General features: G+C 45.6%; 10 protein-coding genes and 1 pseudogene. 4 read left to right on the top strand and 7 right to left on the bottom strand.

Features of this window, described 5'->3' with window-relative positions; genetic code table 11:
* Window positions 1–117: 117 nt before the first annotated feature.
* Window positions 118–1,596: a proline--tRNA ligase gene (proS, locus tag PLH26_RS14550; protein WP_324586758.1), complete on the top strand. Its 1,479-nt coding sequence runs from the start codon at window positions 118–120 to the stop codon at window positions 1,594–1,596.
* Between the two features lie 272 nt (window positions 1,597–1,868).
* On the opposite strand, the gene PLH26_RS14545 is transcribed toward proS, so the two are convergent.
* The 5 genes from PLH26_RS14545 to PLH26_RS14525 form a co-directional block, all read right to left on the bottom strand.
* Window positions 1,869–3,239 (bottom strand): MFS transporter, encoded by a 1,371-nt coding sequence (locus PLH26_RS14545; protein ID WP_324586757.1) that lies wholly within the window; start codon window positions 3,237–3,239, stop codon window positions 1,869–1,871.
* A 172-nt stretch (window positions 3,240–3,411) separates the two neighbouring features.
* Entirely contained in the window at window positions 3,412–4,686 is a 1,275-nt protein-coding gene (locus tag PLH26_RS14540) for a glucose-1-phosphate adenylyltransferase (RefSeq protein WP_324586756.1), read from the bottom strand.
* A 38-nt stretch (window positions 4,687–4,724) separates the two neighbouring features.
* Window positions 4,725–6,194, bottom strand: coding sequence for a glycogen synthase (locus tag PLH26_RS14535; RefSeq protein WP_324586755.1), 1,470 nt, complete (start codon window positions 6,192–6,194; stop codon window positions 4,725–4,727).
* Window positions 6,195–6,393: 199 nt separating this feature from the next.
* Window positions 6,394–7,317 carry a glucose/galactose MFS transporter gene (gene gluP / locus PLH26_RS14530; RefSeq protein ID WP_324586759.1) on the bottom strand — a complete coding sequence of 308 codons (924 nt, stop codon included), beginning with the start codon at window positions 7,315–7,317 and terminating at the stop codon, window positions 6,394–6,396.
* 15 nt (window positions 7,318–7,332) lie between these two features.
* Window positions 7,333–7,758: an MFS transporter gene (locus PLH26_RS14525; RefSeq protein WP_324586754.1), complete on the bottom strand. Its 426-nt coding sequence runs from the start codon at window positions 7,756–7,758 to the stop codon at window positions 7,333–7,335.
* A 134-nt stretch (window positions 7,759–7,892) separates the two neighbouring features.
* Here PLH26_RS14525 and PLH26_RS14520 point away from each other — a divergent pair, with 134 nt between their 5' ends.
* Both PLH26_RS14520 and PLH26_RS14515 read left to right on the top strand, forming a co-directional pair.
* Window positions 7,893–9,548: an MFS transporter gene (locus PLH26_RS14520; protein ID WP_324586753.1), complete on the top strand. Its 1,656-nt coding sequence runs from the start codon at window positions 7,893–7,895 to the stop codon at window positions 9,546–9,548.
* Between the two features lie 46 nt (window positions 9,549–9,594).
* Window positions 9,595–10,572 (top strand): ROK family protein, encoded by a 978-nt coding sequence (locus PLH26_RS14515; protein ID WP_324586752.1) that lies wholly within the window; start codon window positions 9,595–9,597, stop codon window positions 10,570–10,572.
* Between the two features lie 139 nt (window positions 10,573–10,711).
* On the opposite strand, the gene PLH26_RS14510 is transcribed toward PLH26_RS14515, so the two are convergent.
* Entirely contained in the window at window positions 10,712–11,665 is a 954-nt protein-coding gene (locus PLH26_RS14510; protein ID WP_324586751.1) for an NAD(P)H-dependent flavin oxidoreductase, read from the bottom strand.
* 86 nt (window positions 11,666–11,751) lie between these two features.
* Window positions 11,752–12,744, bottom strand: a complete 993-nt coding sequence (locus PLH26_RS14505; protein WP_324586750.1) for a sugar phosphate nucleotidyltransferase — start codon at window positions 12,742–12,744, stop codon at window positions 11,752–11,754.
* A 71-nt stretch (window positions 12,745–12,815) separates the two neighbouring features.
* On the opposite strand from PLH26_RS14505, the pseudogene glyA reads away from it, so the two are divergent.
* Window positions 12,816–13,229 (top strand): annotated as a pseudogene (gene glyA, locus PLH26_RS14500) (serine hydroxymethyltransferase); the annotation flags it as partial.

Genomic DNA, 13,229 nt, shown 5'->3' with positions numbered 1-13,229 from the left:
TGAAGTTACTACATTTGCCACAATTTGCACTGTTAATCTATTCAAAATAGTTGGGTATATATAAAAAGATATCCTATGTGAAACACAGCCCATTAAAAGAAGCATATTTAAAAAATTATGAGCAAAGAAATTACGTCCCGGTTGCAGGATTATGCACAATGGTATAACGATCTCATTATAAAAGGCGGGCTCGCAGATTATTCGGCTGTGAGAGGTTGTATGGTGATCAAACCCTATGGTTTCACATTATGGGAAAACATGCGTGATCAGTTAGACAGGATGTTTAAAGACACCGGTCATATGAATGCCTATTTCCCGCTGTTTGTTCCTAAAAGTCTTTTTGAAGCGGAAGAAAAAAATGCCGAAGGTTTTGCTAAAGAATGTGCAATAGTAACGCACTACCGGCTCAAGACCGATCCTCAAAATAAAGGTAAATTAATAGTTGATCCCGAAGCCAAACTGGAAGAAGAGCTGGTGGTGCGTCCAACCAGTGAAGCCATTATATGGAGCACCTATAAAACATGGATCCAGTCTTACCGGGATCTTCCCATACTGGTTAACCAATGGGCCAATGTAGTACGTTGGGAAATGCGCACCCGTCTTTTTTTGCGTACTACGGAATTTTTATGGCAGGAAGGCCATACCGCCCATGCTACGGCACAGGAGGCAATTGAAGAAACAGAACGCATGCTGGATGTGTATGCCGACTTCGTGGAAAACTGGATGGCGCTGCCGGTGATAAAAGGGGTAAAAACGCCTAATGAAAGGTTCGCAGGAGCTTTGGATACCTATTGCATTGAGGCACTTATGCAGGATGGTAAAGCATTGCAGGCGGGAACCTCTCATTTTTTAGGGCAAAATTTTGCAAAAGCTTTTGATGTGCAGTTCCTGAACAAAGAAAACAAGCAGGAATATGTATGGGCAACATCCTGGGGTGTTTCCACCCGCCTGATCGGAGCGCTGGTAATGGCACACAGCGATGATGACGGACTGATCATACCGCCGAGGATCGCACCTTTTCAGGTAGTGATCGTGCCCATTCATAAGGGGGAAGAGCAGAAAGCTTTGATCGACGCAAAAGTAACAGCGCTTTTACAGGAACTGAAGTTAGCCGGGGTCCGCGTAAAATACGATGACAATGACAATAACCGCCCGGGATGGAAATTTGCTGAATACGAGAAAAAAGGAGTGCCCGTTCGGATCGCCATTGGCGCCAGGGATATTGAAAACAATACGGTTGAAATTGCCCGCAGGGATACCAAAGAAAAAATGAGCGTTGCAATGGACGACTTGTCGGTACGCATCATTAATTTACTCCGGCAAATACAACAGGACATGTACGATAAAGCCAAAGCCTATCGTGATGAACATATTACTCCTGCTGATTCATGGGATGAATTTGTACAGTTGCTGAATGAAAAAGGAGGCTTTGTATCTGCACACTGGGACGGCACGCCGGAAACAGAAGAAAAGATCAAGGAACAAACCAGGGCAACGATCCGTTGTATCCCGTTAGATGCGGAAGAGGAAGAAGGCAAATGTATACTTACCGGTAAACCAAGTAATAAAAGAGTTTTGTTTGCCCAGGCATATTAAGAGGTATCAGGTGTTAGGTATCAGCAGTCACTACTGATTTCTGATTTGTTGATTTCTAGTTTATCGTGTATTCCTTCAGATATTCCTGTCATTATAAGGAACGAACCATCTGTACCTATTTGGTTTTTGGTGCTTTGTATTTCCTTCGGGTTTCGAAACTAAATATTCGGATTTGAATATTATTGGTTCTTGTGATCTGCTTTTTGGTGCTTTGCGTTAAAATGCGGTCAGATGCTCTTTCTGTCGCCTGCCGCCACCTTCATTGCACATTTTCAAATCTTCACATTCCTTTCCCCGGGGTCATAAACATATATTACGCTCACTGCCGCACAAAGCATAAAGAATCCCGCCATAACAATGGCATATATGGGCTGGTTGTTATAAATGTATTTTACAATAGGGCCGCCTGTTATGCCGTTTACCAGTTGGGGCAGCGTGATAAAGAAATTAAATATCCCCATGTAAATGCCCATTTTGCCGGCAGGAACAGATCCCGACAAAATTACATACGGCATAGCCAGTATGCTGGCCCACGCTATGCCCACGCCCACCATGGAAAGGAGAAGCCAGTTGGGATCCCGAATAAAGTATATGGATATCAGCCCCAGTCCCCCGCATACCAGCGAAAAAGCATACGTTTTTTTACGCCCTATTTTAAAAGCGATAAAAGGTAACAGCAACGCATACACAGCAGATATGCCGTTGTACACACTGAACAGTATCCCCACCCAGTCGCCCGCTGTGCGGTAGGCATCCGAGCTCTTATCTTCAACAGACAAACCATAGGTATGCGTGGCAACCGCATCGTTGGTGAACACCCACATGCCGAAAAGGGCAAACCAGCTAAAGAACTGAACCAGGCCCAGTTGCTTCATGGTTTTGGGCATGCGTGCAAAATCCTTGAATATTTGTCCTAAGCCCAGCTTTTCACTTTCGGCCCTACCATGATACTGTTCGTACGCTTTTGGTGGATATTCCTTTGTTTTGAGTACCGTAACCAGTATGGCAATAATGAAAACAGCGGCACCGATGTAGAAGGCCCATTTTACATTATCGGCTATAATACCCTCCGCCGCACTATTGGAAACGCCAAACCAATTGGTGAGCATAAAAGGAAAGGCAGAGCCGATGACAGCTCCCGCGCCTATTAAGAAAGTTTGCACCGAAAAACCCATGGTTCTTTGTGAGTCGGGAAGGCTATCGGCAACCAGTGCCCGGAATGGCTCCATTGCCAGGTTAAAACAGGCATCCATGATCATAAGCATACCGGCGCCAACAAATAAAGCGGGCGCTATAGCCGTGAACAGTGAGGCATTGGGCATTAAGCATAACGCAGCGGCAGATAAAATAGCGCCCGAAAGAAAATAAGGTTTGCGGCGGCCCAAACGGTTCCATGTGCGGTCGCTGTAATGACCTACAACAGGCTGTACGATCATTCCCACCAGGGGAGCTGCCAGCCAGAACCAGGAGAGATGCTCTACATCGGCGCCAAAAGTGCGGAGTATCCGGGAAGCGTTCCCGTTTTGCAGCGCAAAGCCAAACTGGATACCGAAGAAGCCGAAGCTCATATTGAATATCTGCCAGAACTTAAGCTTTGGCTTGCGCAAAAGCCCGGCAGCAGGATCCGGTGAAGCAGCATGCATAGCAGTCGTTTAATGGATGTTGCAGGTTACAGGGTGCAAGTTTCAGGGCGCAGGGTATAGCCGTGAAAAGTGAAAGATCAGAAAGACAAGGTTACAAGTTACAGGGTGCAGGGTAATTTCCCTCGTAAGTTCGGCCCCGGAACCTGCACACCCTGTAACCTGCAACCCTTTATCAAATCACAAACCCATCAGGCAGTATAGCGCCCTTTTTCACCACAACGATGCCATCTTTCACCGTATACAAAGGATGATCAGAGTCGGGTATATGTACTCCTCCGTTGATCCGCACATCGTTCCCTATCCTGCAGTTCTTATCAATAATAGCGTTGCGGATATAGCATCTTTCGCCAATGCCCATCTTGGGCAGTCCGCGCTCTGCGGCATTTTTCATTTCCTCTAAAGTTTCATAGTAATCGCTCCCCATGATATAAGTGCTAACGATGGTTGATCCGTACCCAATGCGGGTACGTATACCCGTTACGCTGTTTTCGATGCGGGAAGCGTTGATGATACAGCCTTCTGCAATAATGGTCCTCTCTAACGTAGTACCGCTTATTTTGGCAGGCGGCAGCATCCGCGGCCGGGTATATACCGATTTTGAATTGTCAAAAAGGTTGAAAGGCGGTATATCGTCGGTAAGCGCCAGGTTGGCTTCAAAAAAGGAATAGATGTTCCCGATATCGGTCCAGTACCCATCGTACTGGTAGCTGATCACCTTGTGGGTGCTGATGGAATCGGGTATGATCTCCTTACCAAAATCCGTGGCATCCTTATGCACATCCAGCAGCATATCAAACAGCAGCTTACGGTTAAATATATATATACCCATAGAAGCAAGGTAGATCCTGCCTGCTTTTTGCATTTCATCACCCGTATCGCTTGTCCAGTCGGGCAACAGATCTTTTTTCGGCTTTTCTATAAATGAGGTTATATAATGATCCTCGTCTGCTTTAAGGATACCAAATTCAGGTGCTTCTCTTGCCACCACAGGTATGGTTGCAATGGAAATATCCGCCCCTTTGTCTACATGGCTTTGCAGCATTTCGCTGAAATCCATCTGGTACAACTGGTCGCCCGAAAGGATGAGCACATGATCAAATTCCTGCTGCTGCAAATGGCGTAAGGACTGGCGCACTGCATCGGCTGTTCCCTGGAACCAGCCGGGATTGTCGGGCGTTTGTTCGGCGGCAAGTATATCTACAAATGCTTTGCTGAAAATACTGAAATGATAGGTGTTCTTGATGTGTTTGTTGAGTGATGCTGAATTGAATTGCGTAAGCACATACATTCTGCCGATATCCGAATTAAGGCAGTTGGAGATGGGAATATCAACAAGGCGGTATTTACCGGCAATGGGCACAGCAGGTTTGCTGCGGGTAGCGGTAAGCGGGGAAAGGCGGGTACCTGCGCCGCCTCCCAGTATAACAGCGATCACACTCTTTTTCATAGCCAAAACAATTATTATGAAGAATAAATTTTAAAACCTTATTTTTTAACCTTTGCTCCTTTTACAGGCGCTTCAGGCACTTCCTTCTCACCGGGCAACAAACCCTGGTACAGGTCAAGATACTGCTGAACGCTGTGCTGCCAGCTAAAGTTCAGCCGCATCATATTTTCCCTTACCTCTTTTATTTTTTCCTGGTCTTCAAACATATCTACCGCCCGCCAGATACCGTGTGTGATATCTCCAACAGAAGCCCAGTTGTATACAATGCCATAGCCTCCTTTTTCGCCATAATCTATAACGGTATCTTTTAATCCGCCTGTACGCCGTACCATGGGGATCGTTCCGTAACGCATAGCGTACATTTGGTTGAGCCCGCAGGGTTCCACCCGCGAAGGCATCAGCAAATAATCTGCCCCGGCATACATGAGATGGCTCAGTGATTCATTATAGCCGATATAAACATTATAATCATTCTGGGCCAGCTTCTGCAACAGGCTCAACCGGGCCTCCACTTCAGGGAAACCGCTGCCCAATATGAGGAAATTCATTTTACGGCCGATATAATAATAACTGTCACTGATAGCCGAAGGGAGCATGTCGGCCCCTTTTTCACCTACCAGCCTGCCAATAAAAACGATCAGCGGCTTATTGAGATCAAGGTTAAATGTTTCACAAAGACGGCGTTTGCTTTTTGCTTTGCCTTCCGTTACCGACTTAATATCAAAGTGATCTTCAAGATAGCTATCACTTCGCGGATCCCACACCGTTGTGTCAATGCCATTTAAAATACCTGTACATTTTCCTCTTTCATATTCAAAAAGAGCTTCCAGCCCGTTAGCAGACTGACGCAATTCATCTAAGTAACTCATGCTCACCGTGGTTACTTTCCATGCGCATTTGATACCTGATGCCAGAGGATTGATATTGTTGTTCCAGTCCAGCATCCCCCACTTCCAGCTATCCCACGGCGGCAGCAGGTAACTTCTGTCCCACCCCATTATTCCCTGGTACTGTGCATTGTGTATGGTAAGCACCGTGGGAATTTCGTGTAAATGCTGGTACTTATAGCAATGCTTAATGATAAACGGGATAAGCCCGGTGTGATGATCGTGCACATGTATTACATCGGGCCGGTGCGCCCACACAGCGATCCAGTCTACAACCGCTACCTGAAAGGCAGCGAACCTTTCGGTATCATCATCATACCCGTATACCCTTTCCCTATCCAGCAATCCATTGATATCCACCAGGTACAGATCAAAACCCAGTTTGTTGGTCTGTTCTTTAATAATGGTATAATCAAACCAGTAGTCGCCTGTATTCGTTCTTCCCTTATGTACAACATCCCATACATTGTTCATCAAAAATTTTGTTTTGTACATGGGCATTACCACTTTGGCGATATGCCCCAGCTCGTTCTGGTATTTCGGCAGTGCACCAACAACGTCGCCTAAGCCACCTGCCTTAGCAACCGGGTAACATTCGGCACTAACATGTATTATTTCCATCCTGTTTGAATTCGGTGAGCGGGTTCTTTGATTGAATATAGGAAGGTTTTTGATTTATACAAGCAGGAAAAGAAAAAAATATTGCTTCAACATTCGAAGACACGGATAAAACATCTTTCACCCGTGTCTTTTCATGAATGCATTGTAACAGGTCGCAAACTTTTTATTGTTTGGTATACCCTTACTGTCCGTAAGCAGGCTACGCAGTGGCCGTTTTACTGGTCTTCTTTAAGCCAACCTTATATCCGCTGATACCATAGTACAATATATAAAGATAACAGGGTATCATAAACCAGTAAGAGCTGCGGGCGGCAGAAGCATGCGCTGTTCCTTCCGCTACGCCATTGGCTATAGCCTGCTGTGTTCCGCTATCTACCATAGCGCCATACACCAGCGGTAAAATGGCTCCTCCCACAAAGGACATTACAACAATACCTGAGCCCAATTTGGTAAATTTTCCCAGTCCGTTTATGGCAAGCGGGAATATTGCAGGGAACAATAAAGAATTGGCAAAGCCCAGCAAAGCAATGAACAATACAGAAGTAAAGCCATTGGTGAGCAGGGCAATAGTGGTAAATACTACTCCTATGAATGAAAAAATCTTCAGGCTGGTTTGCTGGGACAACAGCCGGGGAATGGCGAAGATACCGAGTATATACCCGATCAGCATACAAACCAGTGTTGCCGATGTAAAAAATTTTGCTTTAGACATTTCAATGCCGAGCGCATGCCCGTAGCTGATTATGGTATCGCCCGACATCACTTCCACTCCTACATATAAAAACATGGCCAGGGCTCCTAAAAATAAGTGGGGGAACCGGAAAATACTGTCTTTCCCTCCATTTGCAGCGGGAGCGGTATCTCCCCCTGCATCGCCGTCATCCTTAATATCGGGTAAAGAAGAATAATATACAGCAATTGCAAGCACCACCAGTACAATCGTTATAATAATATATGGATTGATAACCCTGGCGGCCAGTTGGTCAAGCTCTGCCGCCCTGGCAGCGACGTCCATGGATTCCAGCTTTTCAGTAAGCGCGTCTGTATCCTTCAATGCAATAAAACCGAATATTAAGCTTGCAATAATGCCGGCCAGCTTATTGCATATTCCCATTATGCTTATCCTTGAAGCCGCATTTTAAATGGGTCCAATAATGGATATATACGGATTTGAAGCGGTTTGCAATAAGGCAAGCCCTGTTCCGATCACGAACAGCCCGAATAAAAAAAGATTATAATTGCGCGATTGTGCCGCGGGTATAAAAACCAGCGCTCCTACAGCCATGATCAGCAGTCCCAGCGACATCCCTTTTTTGTACCCGGTTTTCCTTAGTACATACGATGAAGGAATGGACATTACGAAGTATGCGATAAAAAAGGCGGTAGCCACGAGGAAGGATTGTGTAGTGGATTCCAGCTCGCAGGCAATTTTAAGATACGGGATCAATATCCCGTTGATCCAGGTAACAAATCCAAAAATAAAGAACAATGCCCCGATAATGATAATAGATGAAATGTAACTCTTACGGGCGGCGGCGGGTTGAAGAGCGGTGGCTGTAGACATGTTTGAATAAAATTTCCCGAACTTAATAAACATATCGGGAATAGCAACTCCATTTGTGTTTTTTTTTGCTGCAAACGATTGTTATGACTTAATTTCACCGCCTGTTCTTATATTTACCACCTCAACGTTAAAAAATGGCTCAAACCAGGCAACCTACCAATACCAGTGCATTGAGCATACTGGTGATCGTATTCTTTTTTTGGGGATTTATTGCTGCGGGTAATGGCATTTTCATCCCTTTTTGCAAGCATTATTTTCAGCTCGACCAGTTTCAAAGCCAGTTGATCGATTTTGCTTTTTATGGCGCTTATTACATCGGGGCATTGGGTTTATTTGTAGCATCGGCAGTGAAAAATAAGGACATCATGAATCACTGGGGCATGAAAACCGGTATCATTTACGGTTTGCTTACCAGTGTGGTAGGAGCTGTACTGATGTTGCTTTCTTTTAACTTCGGCGGCTTTGCGGGTGTACTGATCTCTCTTTTCATAATCGGTCTGGGGTTTTCACTTCAGCAAACTTCAGCCAACCCCTTTGCTATTGCGCTGGGTGATCCTGCCACAGGCGCTCACCGTTTGAACCTTGCCGGCGGTGTTAATTCTTTCGGCACCACGATAGGGCCCATAGCGGTAGCGCTTGCCCTGTTCGGGCATGCCGCTGTAAGTGAAACAGATATTGAAAATGCATCCATCAGCTCTATGAACTGGTTATATATAGCGGTTGGGGCATTATTCCTGCTTTCGGCATTGCTGTTTGCAACCAGTAAAAAACTTCCCAATGTAAAAGAAGAAGACAGCTTTGAACACGCTCCCAAAGCCATGTGGCTCCTGATCGCTATTACGTTCGTAATGGTGGTGATATTCGGGATCATTTTTGCCAGTTACCGCGGTTTGGCGCCGAATGAAAAATTAAGCCCTGAAGTAAGCTTGCGCAATATGTGGCTGCTTGTGGCGGGACTGATCTTTATGGTGGTCAGCTTTTTTACGGCCAATGCCAGCGCTCAAAAGAAAGCAGACGGATGGGGCGCCATGAAATACCCGCAACTGGTACTGGGCATGCTGGCCATATTTTTGTACGTGGGCGTTGAAGTAACGATTCAAAGCAATTTGGGCGAATTGTTAAGACATCCCGAGTTTGGTGGATACCACGAAGAGCAGCTTGCTCCGTTCATATCTTTATACTGGGGCAGCCTGATGATCGGCAGATGGACGGGAGCAATTACCGTATTTAACCCCACACGCTCTACCCGTACTTTATTATGGATCATTGTTCCGTATATAGCTTTTGGCGTTGTGATCGCGGCAAACCTTATTGCCGGCAATGATTTCACACCCCTGTATGCTTACGCAGGCATCATCGTTTTCCAGATAGCAGGGTTTTTCCTGGGTAAGGAAAAACCCACCGAAACCCTCATGATATTTGGAGGATTGGGCGTAATTGCCATGCTCATCGGCTTATTTACTACCGGCAAACCGGCAACCTACGCCTTTTTAAGTGGCGGCTTGTTTTGCTCTATTATGTGGCCCAGTATCTTTGCCCTGGCTACTGCGGGTTTGGGGAAATATACAGCACAGGGCTCTGCCTTTTTAATAATGATGATCCTGGGCGGTGCCATTATCCCGCCATTACAGGGAAAGCTTGCCGACATTCCGGCCGTTGGCATTCACCAGTCGTACTGGGTAGCAGTTTTATGCTTTGTTTATCTTACCTTTTACGCCTTCCGTGTAAAATCCGTTCTAAAGTCGCAGGGCATTGATTACAGCGCTCTCGACGGTGGCGGAGGACATTAAGAAGCAGTTGTATGAACAGCAGGAAATAAACATTTATCAATTATACATGAAACAGGAATACGCAATTGGCATTGATATAGGTGGAACGAATACCGTTTTTGGCATTGTTGATCACCGGGGAGACACATTATACCGTGGCGCTATTTCAAGCAGGAAGCATACAAAAGTGGAAGATTACATCAGAGAACTGCATGAGGCATTGCAGCCTGCAATAGAACAGGTAGGCGGTATAGAAAGTATTAAAGGTATAGGCATAGGTGCTCCCAACGGGAACTTTTACAGTGGTACCATAGAATATGCGCCCAACCTCATTTGGAAAGGTATTATTCCGCTTGCCAGTATGATGACTGAAAAATTTGGAGTGCCGGCTGCACTAACCAACGATGCCAATGCTGCCGCAGTTGGAGAAATGATGTATGGTGCGGCCAAAGGGATGAAAGACTTTATTATGATCACATTAGGCACCGGCGTTGGAAGCGGTATTGTAGCGAACGGGCATTTAATATACGGGCATGACGGCTTTGCCGGGGAATTGGGACATACCATGATCATTCCTAACGGACGATTGCACCCGGGTACCGGTATGCATGGCTCGCTGGAAAGCTATGCGTCTGCTACGGGAGTAGCCAATACAGCAAGGGAATTTCTTGCAGAACGGCATGGCCAGGACAGCCTGCTCAGAAATTTTCCCGCAGATGAAATTGATTCAAGAGTAGTTTATGATTGTGCTGTACAGGGCGACCCGATAGCAAGAGACGTATATGAATACACTGGCATGATACTGGGTATGGCGCTTGCCAACTTTGTAATGTTTTCTTCTCCGGAAGCCATTATCTTGTTCGGCGGGATGACAAAAGCCGGCGACCTCATCCTTAAGCCCACCAAAGAACATATGGAGAAAAATCTCCTTCCCATTTTTCAAAATAAAGTAAAGCTTATTTTCAGTGAGCTCAAAGAAGCCGACGCCGCTATTTTAGGCGCCAGCGCATTGGTGTGGGACATGAAACCATCACAACCGATGTAAAAGGAAAAAAGATATGCCGGGAAGAAAGGATCCCTAATAATCAAAAAAATGCCAGGCAGATGGCCCACGTTCGGAAAAAGAAGTGAATTCGGGCATTTCTATATTGATCTGCAATGAGGTTTTATTTTTCACCAGTACTTTATATCTTTTTTACAGGATTTGCAATAGCCACATCAAATTCGCGGTAAATATCTTTTACGATCCCGGCGGCAGGAAGAATATTGCTGATGAGGGCGCTGACCTGCCCGATCTCCAGTTCCCCCTCTTCCAGGTTACCTTCAAACATCCCCTTCTTTGCCCTGCCTTTCCCCAATATTTTCCTTAATGTGTCGGCTCCCGCTCCCTCGCTTTCGGCATTTTGAATTTCTTCAAAAAATCTGTTTTTCAGCAGTCTTACCGGCACTACTTTTTTTAGTGACAACATGGTATCTCCTTCTGTTGCATGTACAACCGCATTTTTAAAATTAATGTGTGAAGATGCTTCCTCGCTGGCCACAAACCGGCTTCCTACCTGTACAGCTTCGGCACCCAACACCATTGCTGCCAGCATCTGCCTTCCGGTAGCAATGCCCCCTGCAGCGATTACCGGGATAGTTACAGCATTACAAACAGCAGGTATCAATACCATGCTTGCAGTTTCTTCTCTCCCATTGTGCCCGCCGGCTTCAAAGCCTTCGGCAACCACTGCATCACATCCTGCGGATTGGGCTTTAACGGCAAATTTGCTGCTGCTTACCACATGCACCACAGTAATGCCCTTATCTTTTAAGATGCCCGTCCATGTTGCCGGATTGCCGGCAGATGTAAACACCACCGGCACCTTTTCCTCAATTACAATTTGCATGTGTTTTTCGACCCCGGGATACAGCAAGGGAATATTTACGCCAAAAGTGCCCGTGGTTGCTGCCCTGCATTTTTGAATATGAGTTCTCAGCACATCGGGATACATGCTGCCGCTGCCAATTAAGCCCAGCGCCCCGGCATTGCTTACTGCCGAAGCCAGCTTCCACCCGCTTGTCCAAACCATACCCGCCTGTATGATAGGATAGTTAATATTAAAAAGACGGGTAACGCGGTTGGAAAATGAAGACATGGCAGATGCGCAGGATTTGAGATTTATGATTTATGATTTGAGATTTGGTTCTTGTTATTTGGCTCTTGTTATTTGGCTTCCCCTACTCATCCCAGATCAATTTGGGTGTTATCGCCAATATTCAAAGTGCGGGTTTCGCCTTTAATTTCGGTATCGCTTCCAATGAGTGACTTCTGTAAAACCACATCAAACAAACTGGCAAAATCGCCGATAATAGAATCCTTTATGATGGAAGAGACAATTTTTGCCTGTTCACCAATGGCTACATTAGGACCTATGATCGCATTGCTGATCTCGCAACCGCTGCCAATGCTAACGGGAGGCACAATAATTACATTTTCAAAAACATGGTCCGGTGATATTTTACCGCCTATCTTTTTCATGAGGGTAGCATTGCTTTCGAGCAGCGTCTCTATCCGTCCGCCATCGAACCAGTTTTGCACTTTGAACGATTGAAAGGCTGCCCCGCCGGCGATCATACATTCAAGCGCATCTGTGAGGCTGTATTCATTCCTGCTTTTAATTCCTTTGTTGATATTGGTTTCGAGGCAGGAAAAAAGAGAACCTGCATCCTTTATTTTATAAATGCCCACGAGTGCCATATTGGATTTAGGTATCTGGGGCTTTTCCACCACTTTGGTAATAATGCCGTTTTCATCAATTTCGGCAACGCCAAAATTGCGGGGATCATCTACTTTCTTTACCCCAAGCATGGAATCGCTGCTGTATAAAACCGCTTTCACATCATACTCGCATATTGTATCTCCCAAAACAATGAATATTTCATCTCCGGCAACCACATCCCTGGTAAGATAAATGGCATGTCCCAAACCCTGTCTTTCATTTTGTACTATAAAATGACACTGCAGGTGCGGGTAATGCTGTTTCACATAATTCTGGATCTTATCGCCAAGATAGCCGACAATAAATACAAACTCTTTAATACCGGCTTCAGCCAACTGATCAACAATAATGCTCAGCAATGTTTTTCCTGCAAGCGGTATAAGTGCTTTGGGTTGGGTATATGTATGCGGACGCAGCCTGGTGCCTGCCCCTGCTACGGGTATAATTGCTTTCATGTATTACAAAACATTGATGCTTGAAAATGTGAAAATAGTAAAATTCAAGTTTGTTACCCTATTTTTGCGCCATGCAAAAGGATACACAAATATTTGATCTCATTAATAAAGAGCTGCAGCGCCAGCGAAACGGCATTGAGCTGATCGCATCGGAAAACTTCACTTCGCTGCAGGTAATGCAGGCTATGGGCACGGTTCCTACCAATAAATATGCCGAAGGCTACCCCGGCAAACGCTTTTACGGCGGTTGCGAAGTAATAGACGAAATTGAAACGATCGCTATCAACCGCCTAAAACAGATCTTTAATGCAAGCTGGGCAAATGTGCAACCCCATAGCGGCGCCCAGGCCAATACCGCCGTTTTTTTAGCCTGCTTAAAACCGGGTGATAAAATTCTGGGACTGAACCTGAGCATGGGCGGACATCTTACCCATGGCAGTCCTGCCAACTTCAGCGGAAAAAATTATCAGGCGCTGTTTTATGGC

This window comes from Agriterribacter sp., assembly GCF_035444585.1.
GTDB lineage: Bacteria > Bacteroidota > Bacteroidia > Chitinophagales > Chitinophagaceae > Agriterribacter.
The sequence above is the reverse complement of the archived record's forward strand: the minus strand, read 5'-3'. Positions and strand labels throughout refer to the sequence as shown.